At 52.2% G+C, this 21,277-nt stretch carries 21 protein-coding genes and 2 tRNA genes; 20 read left to right on the top strand and 3 right to left on the bottom strand.

Annotation, left to right across the window (positions count from 1 at the left end; all coding sequences use genetic code 11):
* Positions 1-68: 68 nt before the first annotated feature.
* Positions 69-1,397 carry a CCA tRNA nucleotidyltransferase gene (locus DXD92_RS02685; RefSeq protein WP_243104820.1) on the top strand — a complete coding sequence of 443 codons (1,329 nt, stop codon included), beginning with the start codon at positions 69-71 and terminating at the stop codon, positions 1,395-1,397.
* A gap of 72 nt (positions 1,398-1,469) precedes the next feature.
* On the opposite strand, the gene DXD92_RS02690 is transcribed toward DXD92_RS02685, so the two are convergent.
* Complete coding sequence (locus tag DXD92_RS02690; protein WP_118639997.1) at positions 1,470-3,335, bottom strand: beta-N-acetylhexosaminidase; 1,866 nt, start codon at positions 3,333-3,335, stop codon at positions 1,470-1,472.
* A 247-nt stretch (positions 3,336-3,582) separates the two neighbouring features.
* On the opposite strand from DXD92_RS02690, the gene DXD92_RS02695 reads away from it, so the two are divergent.
* From DXD92_RS02695 to DXD92_RS02745, 11 genes are all read left to right on the top strand, one after another.
* Positions 3,583-4,560 carry a CotS family spore coat protein gene (locus DXD92_RS02695; RefSeq protein ID WP_022462102.1) on the top strand — a complete coding sequence of 326 codons (978 nt, stop codon included), beginning with the start codon at positions 3,583-3,585 and terminating at the stop codon, positions 4,558-4,560.
* 241 nt (positions 4,561-4,801) lie between these two features.
* Positions 4,802-5,074, top strand: a complete 273-nt coding sequence (locus DXD92_RS02700; RefSeq protein WP_022462103.1) for an HU family DNA-binding protein — start codon at positions 4,802-4,804, stop codon at positions 5,072-5,074.
* 10 nt (positions 5,075-5,084) lie between these two features.
* Positions 5,085-5,324 carry an RNA-binding S4 domain-containing protein gene (locus DXD92_RS02705; RefSeq protein ID WP_022462104.1) on the top strand — a complete coding sequence of 80 codons (240 nt, stop codon included), beginning with the start codon at positions 5,085-5,087 and terminating at the stop codon, positions 5,322-5,324.
* 87 nt (positions 5,325-5,411) lie between these two features.
* Positions 5,412-5,690 (top strand): sporulation protein YabP, encoded by a 279-nt coding sequence (yabP, locus tag DXD92_RS02710; RefSeq protein WP_022462105.1) that lies wholly within the window; start codon positions 5,412-5,414, stop codon positions 5,688-5,690.
* 2 nt (positions 5,691-5,692) lie between these two features.
* Positions 5,693-6,100 carry a spore cortex biosynthesis protein YabQ gene (gene yabQ, locus DXD92_RS02715; RefSeq protein WP_118639998.1) on the top strand — a complete coding sequence of 136 codons (408 nt, stop codon included), beginning with the start codon at positions 5,693-5,695 and terminating at the stop codon, positions 6,098-6,100.
* Positions 6,101-6,200: 100 nt separating this feature from the next.
* Positions 6,201-6,530 carry an FtsB family cell division protein gene (locus DXD92_RS02720; protein WP_118639999.1) on the top strand — a complete coding sequence of 110 codons (330 nt, stop codon included), beginning with the start codon at positions 6,201-6,203 and terminating at the stop codon, positions 6,528-6,530.
* Between the two features lie 74 nt (positions 6,531-6,604).
* Positions 6,605-8,086, top strand: a complete 1,482-nt coding sequence (locus tag DXD92_RS02725; RefSeq protein ID WP_055218705.1) for a SpoIIE family protein phosphatase — start codon at positions 6,605-6,607, stop codon at positions 8,084-8,086.
* A 15-nt stretch (positions 8,087-8,101) separates the two neighbouring features.
* Complete coding sequence (tilS, locus tag DXD92_RS02730; protein WP_118640000.1) at positions 8,102-9,523, top strand: tRNA lysidine(34) synthetase TilS; 1,422 nt, start codon at positions 8,102-8,104, stop codon at positions 9,521-9,523.
* Complete coding sequence (gene hpt, locus DXD92_RS02735; protein ID WP_022462110.1) at positions 9,520-10,056, top strand: hypoxanthine phosphoribosyltransferase; 537 nt, start codon at positions 9,520-9,522, stop codon at positions 10,054-10,056. The genes tilS and hpt overlap by 4 nt, the downstream gene beginning before the upstream one ends.
* A 9-nt stretch (positions 10,057-10,065) precedes the next feature.
* Positions 10,066-11,928, top strand: a complete 1,863-nt coding sequence (ftsH, locus tag DXD92_RS02740; protein WP_022462111.1) for an ATP-dependent zinc metalloprotease FtsH — start codon at positions 10,066-10,068, stop codon at positions 11,926-11,928.
* 416 nt (positions 11,929-12,344) lie between these two features.
* On the top strand, positions 12,345-14,435 hold the full coding sequence (locus DXD92_RS02745; RefSeq protein WP_118640001.1) for an alpha-glycosidase: 2,091 nt from the start codon (positions 12,345-12,347) through the stop codon (positions 14,433-14,435).
* A 401-nt stretch (positions 14,436-14,836) separates the two neighbouring features.
* Here DXD92_RS02745 and DXD92_RS02750 read toward each other — a convergent pair.
* Both DXD92_RS02750 and DXD92_RS02755 read right to left on the bottom strand, forming a co-directional pair.
* Positions 14,837-14,922: transfer RNA gene (locus tag DXD92_RS02750), tRNA-Leu, on the bottom strand.
* Positions 14,923-14,925: 3 nt separating this feature from the next.
* Positions 14,926-15,007 (bottom strand) — tRNA-Tyr (locus DXD92_RS02755).
* 192 nt (positions 15,008-15,199) lie between these two features.
* Here DXD92_RS02755 and DXD92_RS02760 point away from each other — a divergent pair.
* From DXD92_RS02760 to DXD92_RS02795, 8 genes are all read left to right on the top strand, one after another.
* Entirely contained in the window at positions 15,200-16,009 is an 810-nt protein-coding gene (locus tag DXD92_RS02760) for an FAD binding domain-containing protein (protein WP_118640002.1), read from the top strand.
* Positions 16,009-16,479: a (2Fe-2S)-binding protein gene (locus tag DXD92_RS02765; RefSeq protein ID WP_022462114.1), complete on the top strand. Its 471-nt coding sequence runs from the start codon at positions 16,009-16,011 to the stop codon at positions 16,477-16,479. The genes DXD92_RS02760 and DXD92_RS02765 overlap by 1 nt, the downstream gene beginning before the upstream one ends.
* Positions 16,476-18,815 (top strand): xanthine dehydrogenase family protein molybdopterin-binding subunit, encoded by a 2,340-nt coding sequence (locus DXD92_RS02770; RefSeq protein WP_082424482.1) that lies wholly within the window; start codon positions 16,476-16,478, stop codon positions 18,813-18,815. Before DXD92_RS02765 ends, DXD92_RS02770 begins: the two co-directional genes overlap by 4 nt.
* On the top strand, positions 18,806-19,423 hold the full coding sequence (locus DXD92_RS02775) for a nucleotidyltransferase family protein (RefSeq protein WP_055218714.1): 618 nt from the start codon (positions 18,806-18,808) through the stop codon (positions 19,421-19,423). The genes DXD92_RS02770 and DXD92_RS02775 overlap by 10 nt, the downstream gene beginning before the upstream one ends.
* Before the next feature lie 97 nt (positions 19,424-19,520).
* The gene (locus DXD92_RS02780; protein ID WP_055218716.1) at positions 19,521-20,102 is read left to right on the top strand and encodes a xanthine phosphoribosyltransferase; all 582 of its coding nucleotides are present in this window, start codon (positions 19,521-19,523) and stop codon (positions 20,100-20,102) included.
* Between the two features lie 12 nt (positions 20,103-20,114).
* Positions 20,115-20,366, top strand: a complete 252-nt coding sequence (locus DXD92_RS02785) for a hypothetical protein (RefSeq protein ID WP_022462118.1) — start codon at positions 20,115-20,117, stop codon at positions 20,364-20,366.
* Positions 20,367-20,551: 185 nt separating this feature from the next.
* The gene (locus DXD92_RS19245; RefSeq protein WP_118640087.1) at positions 20,552-20,848 is read left to right on the top strand and encodes a response regulator; all 297 of its coding nucleotides are present in this window, start codon (positions 20,552-20,554) and stop codon (positions 20,846-20,848) included.
* Positions 20,818-21,231 carry an ATP-binding protein gene (locus DXD92_RS02795; RefSeq protein ID WP_118640003.1) on the top strand — a complete coding sequence of 138 codons (414 nt, stop codon included), beginning with the start codon at positions 20,818-20,820 and terminating at the stop codon, positions 21,229-21,231. Before DXD92_RS19245 ends, DXD92_RS02795 begins: the two co-directional genes overlap by 31 nt.
* Positions 21,232-21,277: the final 46 nt, after the last annotated feature.

Genomic DNA, 21,277 nt, shown 5'->3' on the forward strand with positions numbered 1-21,277 from the left:
CACACTTGCGGTAAAAAAAGGAAACTGCTATACTGGAAAAGCAGATTTAGAAAAAGGAGATAACAAATTTGAAGATAAAAATGCCGCCAAGCGTAAATATGGTAATCGATTCCCTGCATGCGAAAGGCTTCGAGGCGTACGCGGTCGGAGGCTGTGTGCGCGATACGATTCTTGCGCGGGAGCCGGACGACTGGGATATTACAACCTCTGCTTCCCCACAGCAGGTAAAAGAAATTTTTGACCGCACCGTGGATACGGGACTGGAGCACGGAACGGTAACAGTTCTGGCCGGAAGCGGCGCGCACGAGGTCACGACGTACCGCATCGACGGAGAGTATGAGGACGGCCGCCATCCGAAAGAAGTGGTCTTTACCTCCAGCCTCGCCGAGGATCTGCGCCGCCGTGATTTTACGATCAATGCGATGGCATACAACAACGAAGAGGGGCTTGTGGATCTGTTCGATGGAATCAGGGATTTACAGCGCAAAGTCATCCGCTGTGTCGGAAATCCGACCGAGCGGTTCAGTGAGGATGCACTGCGGATCCTGCGTGCCCTCCGCTTTTCCGCACAGCTCGGCTTCAAACTCGATCCGGCAACACTGGATGCCATCATAGCACTCGCGCCGACGCTTGAAAAAATCAGCGCTGAGCGGATCCGTGTGGAACTGAATAAACTGCTGATCTCGAAGCGGCCGGAGTACATGGAGGCCGTCTATGAGGCGGGTATTACAAAAATTGTGCTGCCGGAGTTTGATGAACTGATGAAAACGCCGCAGAACAATCCGCACCACTGCTATAATGTCGGTGAGCACACGATTGCCGCTCTGCAGCACGTTCCGGCAGATCCGATTCTGCGCTGGACGATGCTGCTCCACGACATTGCAAAACCGGCGTGCCGCACAACGGATGAGGCTGGCATCGATCATTTTAAAGGCCACGCACCGGCGGGGGAGAAAATGGCGAAAGCGATTCTGCGCCGTCTGAAATTCGACAACGAAACCATCCGCCAGGTCGCAGCATTGATCCGCTGGCATGACTGCCGCATGGCTCCGGAGAAACCGGTGATCCGCCGTATTCTGAACAAACTCGGCCAGGAGCTGTTCGGAAAACTGATGATCGTGCAGGAAGCCGATACGATGGCCAAAAGCCTGTACCAGCGGGAGGAAACCCTGGAACGGATCGGAAAGGTAAGGGAGTGCGTCAGAGAAATTCTCGATAACGGCGACTGCTTTACGTTGAAAACGCTGGCCGTTTCCGGCAAAGATCTGATGGAACTCGGTGTCCCGAAAGGCCCGAAAATCGGCGAATGCCTGAACGCGGCGCTGGAAGAAGTGATGAAAGATCCGGCGAAGAATACAAAAGAATACCTGACAGAGTACGTAAAAACACTGCTGTAAAGCCAAAACGGCAAACAAGAGAGCCGGGGACAGAACAATCCGTCCCCGGCTCTCTTTTGTTTTTTGCTGGTTTTATGCGTTCAGATCACGCAGCAGATCCGCATACCAGCAGAACACATGGGCAATGCGGTACAGTTCGCTCTCCTTGGAGACGGTGCGCCACAGCTCTTTATAGCTGTGCAGCCACCGTTCGAGATCTCCGGCGAGTGCAAAACAGTCTTCTTTCTCCGGCAGAGTGCCCTCGGAAAGAAGGGAAGCGCGCAGGAACGGCAGCAGGCGGTTCAGCACTTTCAGGCCGTCTGCGGCGAGCAGGTACGCATAGATCATCGGACGGTTCTCCGGGCGGACGGTGCCGGCTTTCTCATACAGAACGGCGCAGAGCGCGTCGATTGAAGCATTTGCTGCATCCGCATCGCCTTCCGCGCAGGAGCGGAGCAGTTCGGCAGCCTCTTCTTTGTCCTGATGCAGTTCGAGTGCTTCCTGTACCATAACGGCAGTGCGCCACGGATACGCATCCTGATGGCAGAGAAGATCGAGCACGGAAACGAGTTTTCCGGAAGCATCACCAAATTCCAGCACGGAAATCTGGCGGTTGATTTCCTCCTCCGGCAGAATGTCTGCATTCCAGGAGAACGCCGCGCCGTAGATCATGCCGATGCGGGAGAAGTCCGGGTGATTGATGTGGCCGTAATCGCCCCAGTCAGTGTTCAGAAGTCCCATTGCATGGCGTTCATGGCCGTAGCGCGCCATTCTGGAAATGTTTTCATACGCCTCATGATACTTGTTGATGAGCTGGTTCCATCCCTGTACGCCAGGGCATACATACAGATGCTCGGCACCGGAATTGGCAAGGCGGGTCAGACGCTCCGATGAAACATTTGACGCATAATCCCAGTGGAGGCAGATCAGGTTCTTCGGCAGGAGATGGTAAACTTCCGGCTCCTGGCTGATGACATCACTCCAGAACATCGGCGTGCGGCCGGATTCAGTGATATAGTTGGCAAGCTCTGTCACAAACTCGGTGTAGATGACGGTGGTTCCCTTTTCCTCGGCGAGTGCGCGGGAAGCCCCTTTTCCAAGGTCAAACGTTTCATCCGCGCAGAGATTGAAATACTTCGAGGAGAAGAGCTGCATATATTCGGAAAGAATGTGTTTGGCAAGGGAGAGGCTCTCCGGGTTTGTGATATCGAGCGTATGGTGCGCCTGGCGGTCATAGAAGGAGAACGGAGCCGAAGCAGAGCCTTCCAGTTCGCACAGATGTGCATACGATTTCGTGCAGAGCAGCTTGTACAGATGGCCGAAGCTTGCAAGCGACGGAACGAGATCAATGCCAAGTCCCTTGCAGTAGCGGTCCAGCTCGAGGATGTCCTCTGCAGTGAGCGGCGTATCGTCGCGCCACATCTCGGTCAGATCGTCGAAGAGATAGCTGTGCTCGATGTAGAGCTGAAGCTGATTGATTTTATAGAAGCTCAAGGTGTCGGCAAGCTGTTTCAGATAGGAAAGCGTCGGAACACGTCCGCGGGTCGCATCGTGGTAGAAGCCGCGGTTTTCCATGGCCGGTTTGTCGGAGATCAGGACGGTTGGAAGAACAGCACCTGCCTGGCGGATCATCTGACGGAGTGTCTGCACGCCGTAGAGAACGCCGCTTTCCAGAGATCCGCAGATCGTGATGTTTTCCGGTGTGACAGCGAGGGTATAAGCCTCACGGGATAATTCCGGAGAGGCAGTCAGATAGATCAGGTGTGATCCCACCGGCTGATGACGGCGGCAGATGGCAGGACGGAATCCCGTCTGTGTCTCAATCTCCTGCTGCAGAAGCTGTGCTGCAGAAAAAAGCTCAGCCGGGCTCTCGGAGTCGAGAAAAATGCGGCTGTCATAGTGAATTGTAAAGGTGCCCTCTCCGTAGGAAAGGGAAGATGGCTGTGGTAAGAAAATCATAAAAACCCTCCTTAAAATAAAATGATTTTAGAGAACCCCATAACAGGTGTTTTCACCCTGTCAAGTTTGGAATATTTTACCATGCGGTGAAATTAAAAACAATAAAATAAGAGAAAAAGAAAATACTTTTAACATTGCTTTTGGGATGAAAGAAAAAACAGAAACCAGTATGCATGGAATAGGGCGGATACGCATACATTGAATCGTGACCCCAAAAACGATCACAACAGGGAAAGGAGTCAGGCTCTTGTATGATTATGGATTGAGTGTGCTGTCCCATTACGGTCTTACGGCTTCCGGCACAATGCGGGTGCGGGGCGCTTTATTGTGCCACACCGAACAGGGGGATAAGCTGATCAGCGAGTTCGGGACGGCGGCGGAAAAACTGGAGCAGCGGTATCTTCTACAGTGCCGCATCACGGAGTCGGGGCTCCTGCGGTGCGATCAGATTCTGCGGAACGAAGAGGGAGCGCTTGCAACGCGCGGGGACGACGGAGGAACGTACATTGTGCGGAACTGGTACCCGGGCCGGGAATGTGAGACGGGAAACAGTGAGGATCTTATCCGCGCCTCGGACGCGCTGGCGCGGTTACATACGGCAGCTCATCTGCCGGTGAAAATGGAATACCGGAGGGAATCCCTCGTGGAGGAGTGCATCCGCCACAATGTGGAAATTCGAAAGATCCGAAAGTATTTGCAGACAAAAAAGAAGAAAAATGAGTTCGAAAAACTGCTGCTGGCAAGCGCCGGTCCGTATCTGGAACAGGGAGAGCGGGCGGCCGCGGAAATGAAAGCTTCTTCCTATGAAAAACTGCGGCAGCGGGCGGACGAAGAAGGCGCCGTCTGCCACGGGGAATTCAGCCAGCACAATATTCTGCTGGAAAACGGCAGAGGCGAAACGGCGGTCAATTTCGACAAGTGGAACTTCGATCTCCAGGTGGCAGATCTTGGCTATTTTATGCGGAAAATTCTGGAAAAACACGGCTGGAGCGAGCGCGCGGCAGAACGGATCTTAAACGCCTACAGCGCCAGACGGCCGCTCGATGAGGGGGAAATCGAGACACTCCGCCTCTATCTTTCCTATCCGTGGAAATACTGGAAACTGGCAAACCGCTACTACGGAAGCAGAAAATCGTGGATATCCGGGCGGAATACGGAGAAACTAAAAACACTCAATGCGCAGCAGGCAGACTGGCTGCGGTTTGTTAAGGGATCCTTCTTTTAACCGTGCGGTGGAAAAGAGTCTGTTTTTGGCAGAAATCGCCATAAAACCGCTGGTATGGGGGACTTTTTTCTTGACAAGAGAGACGCATTAGTATATAAATATATACAGCTACGCGAAAAAGCCGGTCAACGTAACAGACTGATCATCCGGAAGAAAAACAGCCGGCAGGGCAGGTCGTGTGTATCAGCGGGCCCGCGTATCATGTAAAAAACAAATGTAAGATACAGGAGGAGTAAAACTCATGAACAAAACAGAATTAGTTGCAGCTATGGCTGAGCAGACAAATTTATCCAAAAAAGATGCAGAGGCTGCTTTAAAAGCATTTATCGATGTAGTATCTGAAGAATTAAAGAAAGGTGAGAAAGTTCAGCTGGTAGGCTTTGGTACCTTCGAAGTGTCCGAAAGAGCAGCAAGAGAAGGAAGAAATCCGCAGACTGGCGAGACCATGGAAATCAAAGCTTCCAAAACTCCGAAATTCAAAGCAGGAAAAGCTTTAAAGGACATGATGAACTAAGTAAAAATCTATGCGCTTAGATAAATTTTTAAAAGTATCAAGACTGATCAAGCGGCGTACCGTAGCCAATGAAGCCTGTGATGCAGGCCGTGTCCTCGTCAATGACAGACCGGCAAAAGCATCCGCACAGGTCAAGGCAGGAGATGTACTGGAAATTCAGTTCGGAAGTAAATCCGTCAGGGTAGAAGTGCTGAATGTGCAGGAAACCGTGAAAAAAGAAGAAGCACAGGAGCTTTACCGCTACTTATAAGAAGTGCGGCAGGATTCATGTGCAGCGAATAAAAAGAGAAAACCTTCATATAATGGGTGTATAGACCATTGTATGGAGGTTTTTTGCATGGGGGAGATGAACGAACAGGTGCACCGCCTTTTGCTGGAACAGCGGAAAACACTTTCTCTTGGCGGCGTGCAGGATGTGAAAAGCTTTGATGAGAACGAAGTTCTGCTCGTGACCGTCTGCGGTGTTCTTACCATCCGCGGAAAAGAGCTGCATGTGGGCCGCCTGGAGCTGGAAAAGGGAGAGGCGGATATCGAAGGCAGCATCGACAGCCTGGTCTATACGGAACATGGGCCGCTGCAGAAGAAGGGGTCTGCGCTTGCGCGGCTGTTCCGGTAAAAATGAGTGCGTATGTCACCCGGGAGCTGATTCTGCTCGCCTGTTCCATCTGGCAGGGGGCAGTCCTGGGGTTCTGGTACGATCTGATCAAGACAGCGCGGAAATTGATCCGCCACAGCCATGCGGCGGTATCTGCAGAGGACCTCTGCTACTGGATTGCGGCAGCGCTGTATCTGTTTGTACGGATTTACGGAGAGAACAGCGGCATTCTCCGTGGGTATCTGTTTGGCGGCATCCTTGGGGGCGCTGCATTGTACCACGCATCGTTTGGACGCTTTCTTCCGGAACTTCTGGCAAAGGGAATCAAAAAAGCAGGGCGAATCCTCGCTTTTCCAGGAAAATGGCTGGTAAAAAGTATGAAAAAACGGAGAAAAAGGTTGAAATTTCATGGGGAGAACGGTAAGATGTAACTACACATGTAAGAACAAAAGAAACAAGTCTGCGGACGAAAAACAACAGATAGTTTGGCTGCAGATGGTTGGAAAATAGAAAGCAAGGGTAAAGAAAAGAATGAAAGAAAGGGAAGAAAAGAATTCTGGCCGAAAGAAAAAAGTCAGAAAGAAGAGCCGTACAACAGAGTTCTCAATTACCATAGTCCTATGCTGCCTGGTTGCAGTCCTTACCGTAAAGGGAATCAGCCTTCAGCAGAAGGTCAATGCAAATGCATCCCGTCTTTCCAGTCTGGACAGCCAGATTGAAGAGGAGAAGCAGCGCACCGATGATATTACCGCCTTGAAAGAATACATGCAGACCGATGAGTACATAGAAAAAACGGCAAGAGAAAAACTTGGCATGGTAAAGGATAATGAGATTTTATTTAAAGAATCCCAGTCGAAATAAACAAAACAGATAAAGAAAGGGCATGATTTCGCAGTCCCCTTTGAAGTCCAGAACAAAGAGAGGAGGAGCGGAACATGCCGGAGTGGATCATTGCCATGTTCCTGATCGGCGCATTGCTGTCAGCAGGGGACATGGCTAAAATTTTTTTGGAAGCCAGAAGAAGCCGCCGGGAAGCGGCCGTCTATGACAATCATCCGCAGAAACTGCAGATGGAGCACTACGCCGATTCGTTCCGCGTTCTGGCAGAGAGCTTTTACCAGATGCCGTCAAAAAGTGTGATGCCGGAGACGGGCCGGGTGGACAAGATTCTGGAAAAAGAACAGCAGGAAGTCTGTAGCCGCTGTGCGAAGGCGTCGTGGTGCTGGGAGCAGTACGGAAACCTGACGCGCGAGCGGTGCCAGGAACTTCTTCAGACAATCGCCGACGGGGATGAGGACGAGATCAGCCGTGCAAAAGGCGAATGGAACGCCTCCTGCCTGAACGGCTCCCGCTTTCTGGAACTGTTCTGGAACCGCTACCAGCAGGAACGCCAGACGGCGCTCTGGTCGGGGCGTGTGGCGGAGAGCCGCCGCGTGGTGGCAGAACAGTTAAGTGAAGTCGCCGGGATTATGGACCGCGCCGCGTGTGATCTGTACAGCCTCAACAGTCTGCCGGATGAGCTCTCGGAAAAAATCTGCCGCCAGATGAAGAAAAACGGGGCTTTCGTCCAGAAAATCTGGCTCCAGGAGCGGCCGAAAGAGCATTTACAGATCTATATGACGGTCAAAGCGGGCCGTCACTGCCGGATCACGCTTCGCCAGACGGCGGAACTGATCGGTTCCCTGTGTGGAATCCCGATGGTTGCGGTACGCGACGGGGCACAGGTCTTAAGCGGAGAATACCAGACGGTGCTGTTTCAGGAGGATGTGAAATTCCAGGTTCTCTACGGTGTGGGACGCATCACCAAGGAGCAGGAGAGTATCTCCGGGGACAATTACAGTGTGCTCTGCGAAAACGGCCAGTTTGTCCTCTGCCTGTCGGACGGCATGGGTTCCGGGATCGAGGCAAACAGGGAGAGCGAGACGGTGGTGGAGCTGTTTGAACAGTTCCTGCGCGCCGGATTCCCGCGGATCATGGCGGCACGGATGATCAATTCGATGCTTCTGCTGCAGCCAAAGGAAGGGATGTTTTCCACGTTTGATGTTGCTTCGATTAATCTCTACACAGGCGTCTGCAGCTTTTTGAAAGGAGGTGCATCGCCGACGTTCCTTAGGCGGGATACGTGGGTGGAGGTTGTGGAGTCGACCAGTCTTGCCGCAGGTCTTGTTTCCCAGACGGATTTTGATACCACAACGAAAAAGCTGTACGACGGTGATTATCTTGTGATGATGACGGACGGAGTGCTGGACGCGCTGCCCGGGGACAGGACGGAGCAGATGAAGCAGCTTCTTCTCGAAGTGAAAAACAGCGAGCCGCGGGAATTTGCCCGGGAGCTTTTGGAACGCGTGCTGCGCCTCGGCGGCTGCCGCGCACGGGATGATATGACGGTTCTGGTCGCCAGAATCTGGAAAAAATAGGAGTAAAAACGAAGGATGCGAGAGAAAGTAAGAGCCTTTATGGAACAGTATCATATGGTAACGGCAGGCGAACGCGTGCTGCTCGGCCTCTCCGGCGGCGCGGATTCCGTCTGCCTGTTTCATCTGCTGCGGGAACTGCAGGAGCCGCTTGGCTTTTCGCTGCTGGCTGTCCACGTCAACCATAACCTGCGCGGCGCGGAAGCCGGGCGGGATGCGGCATTTGCAGAAAATCTGTGCCGGGAATATGATGTTCCGTTCTATCTCTATTCCTGTCCCGTGGAGAAGATCGCAAAAGAAAAGCATCTCTCGACGGAGGAGGCGGGACGCGCGGCGCGGCAGGAAGTTTTTGCAGCGTGCGCAAAGGAGCAGAGGGCAGTGAAAATTGCGCTCGCCCATCACCAGGATGACGTTGCGGAGACGATGCTGCATCACCTGGCACGGGGAACGTCGCTGGCCGGACTTGCCTCCTTACGCCCCGTGCGGGGGAATGTGATCCGTCCGCTTCTCTGCGTCGGACGAAAAGAGATCCGGCAGGAACTGGAAAGCCGGAAGTGTTCCTGGTGTGAGGACAGCACGAATGCAGAGGATGCTTACACGAGGAACGGAATCCGCCACCATGTGCTGCCGTATCTGACCGAAGAGGTCAATCCGCGTGCCGCCGCGCATATGGCACAGACATCGCTGGACCTGCTGGAAACGGAGGAATATCTGGAGCAGCAGACGGATCAGCTGATGGAGCGGTATGCATCCGCAGAGAAAAATGCGGTTGTGCTGCGTGATGCGGTGAGCAGCGAAGCGCCTCTTCTGCAGCGCTACGTGATCCGGCGCGTTCTGGAACAGCTGGCGGGAAAACGGAAGGATCTTACCAGGGAGCATCTGGAATCTGTGCGGGAACTTTTTGAAAAGCAGGTCGGAAAAAGTGTCTGCCTGCCGTATGGAATCACCGCCGTGCGCGGATACGAGACGCTCCGCCTGGAAAAGCAGGGAGTGCATTTAAAAGAAGAACGGAAAAGGAAAAGCGGCGAAGAAGTTCCAATTCCGGTTCCGGCCGGGTGGGAAGAGGAAAAAAGTCTCACATTTGCAGAAAATCCAGTCACGATTGTGAAAAAAACATCGGTTTTTCCCGAAAGAATTGAAGAAAAAAAGTATACGAAATGCTTTGACTGTGATAAAATAAAAGACGGTCTTGTCCTCCGCACGAGAAGAAGCGGAGATTATCTGAGAGTAACCGCAAAAGGCGGGAAAAAGAAACTAAAAGATTATATGATTGATGCCAAGATACCGAAAGAGGAGCGGGATTCCATTCTGCTGCTCGCCGACGGACCGGAGATCTGGTGGGTCGTGGGGTATCGCAGAGGAGAGAGCGGCCGTGTCGGGGAAGACACGAAAGCAGTTCTGCAGATACAGATTGGCGTTGGTAAGGAGGAAAACAGATGAAAGAGACAATCAGAGTATTATTAAGCGAAGAAGAAGTAGACAGACGAATTAAAGAAGTAGCAGACCAGATCAACCGCGATTACGCAGGAAAAGAAGTGCACCTGATCTGCGTTTTAAAAGGCGGCGTATTCTTTATGTGCGAGCTGGCAAAACGCATCACAGTGCCGGTAAGCCTTGACTTTATGTCCGTATCAAGTTACGGCGATGACACCAAGTCCAGCGGAGTTGTCCGTATTGTAAAAGACCTGGATCAGCCGCTGGAAGGAAAAGACGTTCTGATCGTGGAGGATATCATCGATTCCGGAAGAACGCTTTACTATCTGATCGACATCCTGAAAAAGAGAAATCCGAAATCCGTACACCTGTGTACTCTGCTCGACAAGCCGGAGCGCAGAGTGCGCGATGTCAAAGTAGATTATACCTGCTTTAATATCCCGGACGAGTTCGTCGTAGGCTACGGTCTGGATTACGCACAGAAATATCGGAATCTTCCATACATCGGAGTAGTGGAGTTTCACGAAGACGAGGAGTAAAAAGAAAATATGAACAGACAGCGCAGTGGATTTGGACTCTACGCGGCGTTTATGGTGATTATCGTGCTTGCCATGTTCTACATCACCGGAAAAATCAGCGCAGGCAGCAGCCCAAGTCAGCAGAAATTTGAAACCGCCGTAAAAGACGGCAAAGTGACATCCGCGCAGATTGTCCAGAACAAAGAAGTGCCGACCGGCTCCGTCGTGGTACAGGAGCAGGGCGGTGACAGTTATACGGTCAACGTGACCGACGTAAACGCAGCTATCAGCCTTCTGGAGGATGCTGATGTAACGTACACCGTGCAGAATGTCCAGAGAGACAGCATTTTCATGACGTCCGTCCTGCCGGCCCTGCTGCTCGGTATGATCCTTCTTTTCGGCATGTCGATGATGAACCGCTCCATGGGCGGCGGTGGAGGCGGCGGAAACAAAATGATGAATTTTGGAAAAAGCAACGCCCATATGTCCACCGACAAAGACAAAAAAGTCCTGTTCCGCGATGTTGCGGGCTTAAAAGAGGAAAAAGAAGACCTTGTTGAGGTGGTCGATTTCCTGAAAGCACCGGAGAAATATACACAGGTCGGTGCGAGAATCCCGAAAGGAGTTCTTCTTGTGGGCCCTCCTGGAACCGGTAAAACCCTTCTGGCGAAAGCTGTTGCAGGAGAGGCAGGCGTGCCGTTCTTCAGCATTTCCGGATCGGATTTCGTGGAAATGTTCGTCGGCGTCGGCGCTTCCCGTGTCCGCGACCTGTTTGAGGAAGGAAAAAAACATGCGCCGTGCATCATCTTCATCGATGAGATCGACGCCGTGGCAAGACGAAGAGGCACCGGCATGGGCGGCGGCCACGATGAGAGAGAGCAGACCTTAAACCAGCTTCTCGTTGAGATGGATGGTTTCGGCGTCAATGAGGGCATCATCGTGATGGCAGCGACGAACCGTGTCGATATCCTGGATCCGGCGATTCTCCGTCCGGGCCGTTTTGACCGCCGCGTGGTTGTAGGACCGCCGGATGTCATGGGCCGTGAGGAAATCCTGAAAGTCCATGCAAAGAACAAACCGCTGGCCGAGGATGTGGATCTGAAACAGATCGCGCAGACGACCGCAGGCTTCACCGGCGCAGAGCTGGAGAACCTGCTGAACGAGGCAGCGATTATGGCGGCAAAGGACCGCAGAAGATTTGTGCGCCAGTCCGATATCAAGTCTGCTTTCATCAAAGTGGGCATCGGTGCGGAGAAGCGCAGTAAAGTCATTTCGGATAAAGAAAAACGGATCACCGCATACCATGAGACAGGCCATGCGATCCTGTTCCATATGCTGCCGGATATGGAGGCGGTCTATACGATCTCCATTATCCCGACAGGTCCTGGCGCAGCGGGCTACACGATGCCGCAGCCGGAGAACGATGATATGTTCCAGACGAGAGGCAAAATGATGCAGTACATCACCGTATGCCTCGGCGGCCGTGTGGCAGAGGAGCTGATCTTCGACGATATCACAACGGGCGCATCCCAGGATATCAAACAGGCGACGGCTACCGCGCGTTCCATGATTACGAAGTACGGTATGTCTGAGAACCTTGGTCTTGTCGCTTACGATTCTGACTCGGACGAGGTCTTCATCGGCCGCGACTGGGGCCATACGAAGAGCTACAGCGAGAATGTAGCCGCAGCCATCGACGAGGAAGTCCGCCAGATGATCGAGAAATGCCACGATCAGGCGAAACGGATTATTCTGGAGCATTCCTATGTGCTGCATGAGTGTGCAAAGCAGCTGATGGAAAAAGAGAAGCTGAGCCGTGCTGAATTCGAAGCCATTTTTGAGCAGGAAGCACAGATGACAGGAACAGCACCGGAAGTTTCTGGAGAAATCTGATATCTTTTTATTTGCAATAGAAAACCTGCAGAGAACAAAAAAGTTTTTTGCAGGTTTTTTCTGTGATTTTACGGGCGTTTGTGCAAATTAAAACAGAAAATCCGAAACGCCGGAAAAATTCATCGTTATTTTGAATAAGAATCAAATGAAAAAAAATCGCGATTTGTGCAGACTTTTCGAGGGACGTATGGTACTATAATAACTGTAAAAACCCCCCAATACATTATATAGTTTTTGCTACACCCCATAAGAGAAATACCTTCTCCAAAAGAGCCAGCGTACCCCGCTGGCTCTTTTACTATATAAAAATCCAATAAACACAATCGTTACATGTGTTCAGAAAAAGGTTGTATTACATGGCGGTGTGGGGTAAAATATAAGGAATGAATGATTGAGAAAGACAGAGGCGTTAGTTCATGGATAAAACAAGAATGCAGCAGTATATGTCACAGATGCGGGCGATGTTCAACAAGCATGCGCTCTACAGCGATGAATCCCCGCAGTATCAGATTCCGTTTGAGCCGAACCCGGGCGACACGGTGAAGATCCGGTTCCGTACCCTGAAAAATAATGTAGATGCGGTTTATTTCATCAGCGGTTCCACCCGTGCACAGATGCAGGTCGGTTTGGTCCGGAACGGTTTTGATTATTACGAGATCGAGATTCCGGTCGGAAATGAGCCGATCCGCTATTTTTTTGAGATTCAGGCAGGCCACGTGGTCTGTTATTACAACAAGCTCGGTGTCACAAGAGAGCTGCAGGAGATGTACTCTTTCGGCATTATCCCGGGCTTCCATACGCCGGACTGGGCGAAGGGCGCTGTCATGTATCAGATTTTTGTGGACCGCTTCTGCAACGGAGATCCGTCCAACGATGTGCTGACGGGAGAGTACAGCTACATCGGTGAGCAGGTCAACAAGGTGGATGACTGGAACCGCTTCCCGGAGCAGATGGATGTCCGCAATTTCTACGGCGGCGATCTGCAGGGCGTCATTGACAAGATGGATTATCTGCAGGATCTCGGTGTGCAGGTCATTTATCTGAATCCGGTGTTTGTTTCGCCGTCGAACCATAAGTATGATATTCAGGATTATGACTATATTGATCCGCATTTCGGAAAGATTGTCTCCGACGAAGGCGATCTGCTCTGGCCGGGCGACAAGGACAATACGCGGGCAACGCGGTATATTGACCGTGTGACGAACAAGGCGAACCTGGAGGCGAGCAATGAACTGTTTATCCACCTGGTGGAGGAGGCGCACAAGCGCGGCATGAAGGTGATTCTGGACGGCGTTTTCAACCACTGTGGTTCGTTTAACAAGTGGCTGGACCGCGAGCGGATTTATGAGGCCGGAAAGGGCTATGAGCCGGGCGCGTATGTGGCGCAGGACAGTCCGTATCACACGTTTTTTAAGTTTTATAATGAGCATAACTGGCCGTACAATGAGTTTTATGACGGCTGGTGGGGCCATGATACGCTGCCGAAGCTGAACTACGAGGGTTCGGAGAAGCTGATGGAGGATATTATGCGCATCGGCGCGAAGTGGGTTTCTCCGCCGTTTAATGCGGACGGCTGGCGGCTGGATGTGGCCGCTGACTTAGGACACAGCCCGGAGTTTAACCACAAGTTCTGGAAGGAGTTCCGGCGCGTTGTGAAGGAGGCGAATCCGGAGGCAATTATTCTGGCTGAGCACTACGGCGATGCGATGAGCTGGCTGCAGGGCGACGAGTGGGATACGGTGATGAACTATGATGCGTTTATGGAGCCGGTTTCCTGGTTCCTCACGGGTATGGAGAAGCACAGTGATGAGTTTAACCAGGGACTTCTCGGAAACAGTGAGAGTTTTATCGGGGCGATGACGTATCATATGCCGGCGTTTTATGCGCCTTCGCTGTATACGGCGATGAATGAGCTGGATAATCATGATCATTCGCGGTTCCTCACGAGAACGAATCATCGTGTGGGGCGTGTGGCGAATGTTGGGCCGTATGCGGCTGCGGAGAATACGAATAAGGCGGTGCTGCGCGAGGCGGTTGTGATTCAGATGACGTGGCCGGGGGCGCCGACGCTGTATTATGGGGATGAGGCCGGCCAGGTTGGGTTTACGGATCCGGATAACCGGAGGACGTATCCCTGGGGACAGGAGGATCAGGAGCTGATCCGATTCTATAAAGAAATGATTGCGGTGCATCGGAGATTTCCGGTGCTGGCGATGGGATCGCTGAAATTTTTGTGCCATGATTATAATGTGCTTTCTTATGGACGGTTTAATCAGGAGGAGCAGGTGATTGTGATAATTAATAACCGGAATGAGAGGGTGCATGTGGAGATTCCGGTGTGGCTTACCGGGATTAACCGGAGTTCGGTGGCGAAGCTGACGCAGGTGTTTGCGACGGATGCGGTGGGATTTTCTTCGGAGGAGAAAGAAATCGAGGCACCGGCGGGCATACTGGAGATGGATTTGCTGCCGTTATCGGGAGTGGTACTGCATAGATGCGAGGAGTGACGGATTTGGGGGACGCCTCGCCGCCGCACACCCGGTGGTCTTGCGTGATGCGCAGGGCAGCGGTGGAAAAGCGGGGGAAAAACGTAGAAAAAACGGAGGTCTTTCGACAGACACCGGCATTATTCGCCGGGAAATCTGATGATTTCCCAGCTCAGAATGCCTTGAAATCTGGTGTTGAGCACCAGATTTCAGTCTTTCGAAAGGCTTCCGTTTTTTCTGGTTTTTCCAACCCGCTTTTCCAATGCTGCCCTGCGCATCACGCAAGACCACCGGGCGCGCGGCGGCGAGGCTGGTAGTGGGAACGGGAGATGGGGCTGGATCCGCTAGGGCGGATCGGCGTAAGATTTTTGGGGGAGAATGGAAAAAGAGCTCCGATTCGTATGAATCAGAGCTCTTAATCGTGCCGCAAACCGGGATCGAACCGGTACGGGTATCACTACCCACGGGATTTTAAGTCCCGGGCGTCTGCCAGTTCCGCCACTGCGGCATATGGACGGAGATGGATTCGAACCATCGAAGCAATTTGCAGCAGATTTACAGTCTGTCCCCTTTGGCCACTCGGGAATCCGTCCATGTATTTTGTTTTGTGTCAGAATGACTTCCGACATTGATTGATTATACTGGATGTGGAGCAAAAATGCAAGTGTTTTTTTGAAAAAATAAGAAAAAAGTTGAAAGGGGGGAGCCGGTCAGGTATAATATGATATATATGGGCTTCTATATTGAGAAATAAACAACCTGAAAATGGAGGGCATAGGGTAACTATGATTAAAATTAAGGATTATATCCGTGCGGGGTCGCTGGAAGAGGCGTATGAGCTGAATCAGAAGAGAAGCGCCTGTATTTTAGGCGGAATGCTCTGGACGAAGATGGGAGAGCGACAGGTGCAGACGGCAATTGATCTTTCCGGACTCGGACTGGATCAGATTGAAGAGTCGGAAGAGGAGTTTTCCATCGGATGCATGGTGACGCTGCGGCAGATGGAGGAGCATGAGGGGCTGAATGCTTATACCGACGGTGCGGCACGGGAGAGTGTGCGGAGTATTGTCGGGGTGCAGTTCCGGAATCTGGCTACGGTGGGAGGCAGTATTTTCGGCAGATTTGGATTTTCGGATGTGCTGACGCTGTTTCTGGCGCTGGATACGGAGGTGGAGCTGGTTTATGCGGGACGGATGCCGCTGGCGGAGTTTGCCTGTTCAAAGAGAGACAGGGATGTGCTGGTAAGGCTGATTGTGAAGAAGCATGAGGGTGTTACGGTTTATCAGAGTCATCGAAATTCCAGAACGGATTTCCCGGTGCTGACGTGTGCGGTGCGGGTGGAAGACGGAAAAGGATGTGCGGTGCTTGGGGCAAGACCGGCGAAGGCGGCACGTGTAGAGCTTCCGGCGGAGCTGGCGGAAAAGCTGGCGGCTGGAAAGGCATCTGCGGAGGAGCTGAAGGCGGCGGCTTCGGAGATTTCTGATCAGTTTACATATGGCAGTAATATGCGCGGAAGTGCAGAGTATCGTCATCATCTGGGACGGGTGCTGCTGCGCAGATGCATGGAAGAAATTCAGAAGAAGGAGGAGCAGTGATGAAGATTTCGATGATCTTAAATGGAAAGAAGACGGAAGCGGAGATCGATGCAGACATGCTCCTGATCGATTTTGTGAGAAGCCAGGGATGCTACAGTGTGAAGCGCGGCTGTGAGACGTCGAACTGCGGGCTGTGTACGGTTTTTCTGGAGGGAAAACCGGTGCTGTCGTGTTCGGTGCTTGCGGCGCGGGCGAATGGATGTAAGGTGGATACGCTGGAAGGCCTGCAGGAGGAAGCAGAAGAATTTGGTTCCTTTATTGCCGGACAGGGCGCCGAGCAGTGCGGGTTCTGCAATCCGGGGATGATTATGAATGCGATTGCGCTGTTCCGGGAAAATCCGGATCCGAGTGAGGAAGAAATTAAAGAATATCTGGCGGGAAATCTCTGCCGCTGTTCCGGATATGAAGGACAGCTTCGGGGAATTTTGAATTTCCTTGCCTGGAAAAAGCAGCAGGGAGGTGCGTCATGAGCAGAGAAAATCATATCTATGAACCGGACTGGTCGGGAAGAACCGATCAGCTCTGCAGTGTGAATAAGCCGGTGATCAAAAAGGATGCCCTCGCGCTGGTAACCGGAAAGCCGGTTTATGTAGATGATCTGGCGCCGAAGGATTGTCTGATTGTCAAGGTACTGCGGAGTCCGCATGCCAATGCAATCGTAAAATCCGTGAAAAAGACGGCAGCAGAGCGTGTTCCGGGCATTGAGGCGATTTATACCTGGGAGGATGTGCCGAAACAGCGTTTTACAATGGCAGGACAGACCTACCCGGAACCAAGCCCGTATGACCGTCTGATCCTCGATCAGCATGTGCGCTACGTGGGAGATCCGGTGGCGATTATTGCCGGAAAAGATGAAAAATGCGTGGACCGTGCGCGGAAGCTCCTGAAAGTAGAGTACGAAGTGCTTCCGGCCATTCTGGATTTTCATCAGTCCAAGGATAATGAACTGCTGGTGCATCCGGAGGAAAGCTGGAAATCGCTCTGTCCGGTCGGTGCGGACAATCAGAGAAATCTCTGTGCAAGTGCGGAAGATCACAACGGAGATGTGGAAGCCGTGCTCGCAGAGTGCGATGAGGTTGTAGAGCATACGTATCATGTACGCGCAGCCCAGCAGGCGATGATGGAGACGTTCCGGACATACTGCTTTATGGATACCTACGGACGGCTGAATGTGCTGAGCTCGACCCAGATCGTTTACCATGCGCGCCGCATTCTGTCCAATGCACTCGGCATTCCGAAATCGAAGATCCGTGTTTCCAAGCCGAGAATCGGCGGCGGATTCGGAGCGAAGCAGACGGTGGTTGCCGAAATTTTCCCGGCGTTTGTAACCTGGAAAACCGGAAAACCGTCGAAAATGATCTTTACGAGAGAAGAGTCCCAGACAGCATCCACACCGCGCCATGAGATGGAAGTAACGATCCGCCTCGGTGCGATGAAGGACGGAAGAATCCGTGCGATCGATCTGTATACACTTTCCAACACGGGTGCATACGGCGAGCATGGACCGACAACGGTCGGCCTTTCCGGCCACAAATCGATTCCGATGTATGGATCTCTTGAGGCTTACCGGTTTGCGTATGATGTTGTGTATTCCAACGTAATGTCAGCCGGTGCTTACCGCGGATACGGTGCGACGCAGGGTATCTTTGCCGTAGAATCTGCTGTCAGTGAGATGGCAGCGCGTCTTGGCATCGATCCGATCCGGATCCGGGAGCAGAACATGGTCCGTGAGGGACAGTTCATGCCGGCTTACTATGGCGAAACGGCAAACAGCTGTGCGCTTGACCAGTGTGTGGAGCGTGCGAAAGAGATGATCGGCTGGGATGAGAAATATCCGTGCCGTGATATGGGAAATGGAAAGGTGCGCAGCGTCGGCATTGCGATGGCGATGCAGGGCTCCTGTATTTCCAATCTCGATGTCGGATCGGCAACAATCAAAGTCAACGACGACGGCGGCTATACGATGCTGATCGCAGCGGCCGATATGGGAACCGGCTGCGATACGATTCTGTCCCAGATGGCGGCAGAGTGTCTGGAGTGTGATGTGGATGACATTACCGTTGTCGGCGCAGATACCGATACGTCCCCGTATGACTCCGGTTCCTATGCATCGAGTACGACGTATATTACCGGAAAAGCGGTGGAAAAAGCCTGCATGACGCTTCGGAAACGAATCTGTGCCCTGGCGGCAGAGCGGATGAACGTGCCGGAAGATGAGACAGAATTTACCGGTACCGGCGTCGTGCATGAAAAGAGCGGAAGCAGCATGACGATGGAAGAAATCGCAACAGCGGCCATGTGCAATAACGGCATCGCGCTGGAAGCGACGGAAAGCAACTGCTCTCCGGTATCGCCGCCGCCTTATATGGCTGGTGCGGTCGAGATCGAGCTGGATAAAGAGACCGGCGAGGTCAGGATTCTCGATTATGCCGCCGTTGTCGACTGCGGAACCGTCATCAACCCGAACCTTGCGCGCGTACAGGTCGAGGGCGGTCTGGTGCAGGGCATCGGCATGACGCTGTTTGAAAATATCCAGTACACGGACAAGGGTCAGATGATCAATAATTCGTTTATGCAGTATAAAGTGCCGACCCGCCTCGATATGGGCAAGCTGCGCGTCGAGTTTCGGAGCAGCTACGAGCCGACCGGTCCGTTCGGTGCAAAATCGATCGGCGAGATCGTCATCAACACACCGGCTCCGGCGCTGGCACATGCAATCTACAATGCGACGGGTCTGTGGTTCCGCGAACTGCCGATCACGAGCGAGCAGATTGCAATGGGAATTGCGGAAAAAGAATGCGAGTAACGATACTTTATCTGGCAGCCGGGAACAGCAGACGGTTCGGGGAAAATAAGCTGCTCTATCCGCTGGATGGAAAGGCGGTGTACCGCCATCTGCTGGACCGGCTGGCCCAAATTGCCGGAAGGCATGAGAACTGGGAACTGCTGGTTGTGACGCAGTATGAAAGGATTCTGGAGGAGCTTGCGCCGCTGGTAAAAGCCGGGCGTCTGCAGACGGTGTTTTCGCCGGACAGCGAAAAAGGAATTTCCTATACAATCCGCGCGGGAATCGAGGCGGCGGAGAAGCAAAATGCCGATGCCTGTGCGTGTTTTGTGGCGGATCAGCCGTACCTGAAGGAAGAGACGGCGGAGCGCTTTCTGGAATCCATGGAGATGCAGAAGGCTCCACTTGGCTGCGTTTTCTGCGGCGGCGAGAGCGGCAATCCGGCGTGGTTTTCAAAACCTTATTTTTCAGAACTAAAAGAACTTTCCGGCGACCGCGGCGGGAAAAAGGTGCTGAAACGGCACTGGGAATCGGTAATTCCGTTCCTGGTCGAAGCCGCGTGGGAATTAAAGGATCTGGACCGGAAAGAGGATCTCTGCTGCAGAGACACCGGCGGCTGCCATGAATAAAATTTGAGACAGTGCGAAATTTGATGGATTTGGACTTGCATTTCCAGTGAGAAGTAAGTACAATGGGTATAATAAAAATTCGGGAGGCTTCAAAAAAATGCAGTTATTGGAAGACAGAATCCGCAAAGACGGAAAAGTACGCGAGGGAAATGTCCTGAAGGTGGACAGCTTTTTAAATCATCAGATGGACGTCAATCTGTTCCGGGAAATCGGAAAAGAGTTTCAGCGTCGTTTTGCGGGAGAGGAGATCACGAAAATCCTGACCATCGAGGCATCTGGAATCGGAATTGCCTGTGTTGTGGCTGAAATTTTTAATGTTCCGGTTGTGTTTGCAAAGAAAACGCAGACCAAAAATATCGCCGGCGATGTTTATACCACAAAAGTAGAATCTTTCACCCATGGAAGAGTTTATGATATCATTGTTTCCAAAGAATTTCTGGGAAAAGGAGACAAAGTTCTCCTGATCGATGATTTCCTGGCAAACGGAAAAGCGCTGGAAGGACTGGCAACCCTGGTACAGGATTCCGGTGCAGAGCTCGTAGGAGCAGGCGTTGTCATCGAAAAAGGGTTCCAGATCGGAGGAAAACTGCTGCGTGACCGCGGCATTCATCTGGAATCTCTTGCCATCGTCGATGGTATGGATGATAAAACCGGGGAAATTACCTTCCGGAAACAGTAAGGAGGCGTCAAAATGGCAAATCTGATTGCAAGAATTGCCGTTCTTCTGGTTCTGGCGGCCGCAGGAATGGTGCTGGCCGACAGAAAAGAAAAAATTGATCTCAGTGTGTCACTGCTGCTGTTTCTGGCGGCAGTCAATGTGACCTCTTTTTTCAGCCTGAAAGATAACAGGATTGTAGTTGTCATGATTCTGACGGTATATTTTCTGTTGTACGCAGGCGCAAAAGAGCTGCTGCGGAGACGGGCAGAGAAAAAAAGAAAATGAATGCAAACCGAACATCCGGCTGCGAGCACCCATGCAAAAGTGCCGGTCGGATGTTTTTGAATTTTTCTGTAAATTCAAAAAGCCCTCCGGGCAGGATCGCACTGCGGCGGAGGGGGAATTATGTCGCTGAAGCGACCCGCCGCCGGCGGAGAATCCTGAAAATTACCAAAATAAGGAGAACCGATATGAGACTGCTGCTGGCAGAAGATGAAAAAGAGATGGCGCACGCGCTGGAAGCAGTGTTTACACATAACCATTATTCTGTAGATGTTGTTTATAATGGAATTGATGCTGCGGACTGGGCAGAGAGCGGAAACTATGACGGCATGATCCTGGATATTATGATGCCGGGAAAAAGCGGGCTGGAGGTCTTAAGCGAGTGGACGGAGAGCATTCATCACCAGATTGAGCGTCTGAACAGTCTTGTAACACAGCTTCTGACGCTTGCAAAATGGAGGAAGGTGGCGGAGAACTGGAGCTGAAAACATGGAATGCGTCAGAAACCATCATGGATGCCGTAACGTCCTTTGAAGCCTCTGCGGTTACGAAACAGATCGCGTTGCAGAGCGATATTGCAGAAGAAGTCCATATGGAAGGGGATGCCGCAAGAATCCACCAGCTCGTTTCTCTTCTTGTGGATAACGCCGTTAAATACACTCCGGAGGGTGGAAAAATCCACATTTTCTGGCGAAAAAACGGCAAAAAAGCAGAATTTTCGGTGCAGAATACCTGCGATACCCTGCCGGAAGGTGATCTCAACCGCCTCTTTGGCCTCTTCTACCGTGCGGATGCGTCGCGGGCCAGGGGAAAGAGGCGGCTATGGAATCGGCCTTTCCGTGGCTGCTGCAATTGTAAAGGCACATAAGGGAAAAATCACCGCAGAGCGGACACGAGATGGCATCTGTTTTAAA

This window comes from Blautia sp. TM10-2 (genome assembly GCF_003480845.1).
Classification (GTDB): domain Bacteria; phylum Bacillota; class Clostridia; order Lachnospirales; family Lachnospiraceae; genus Fusicatenibacter; species Fusicatenibacter saccharivorans.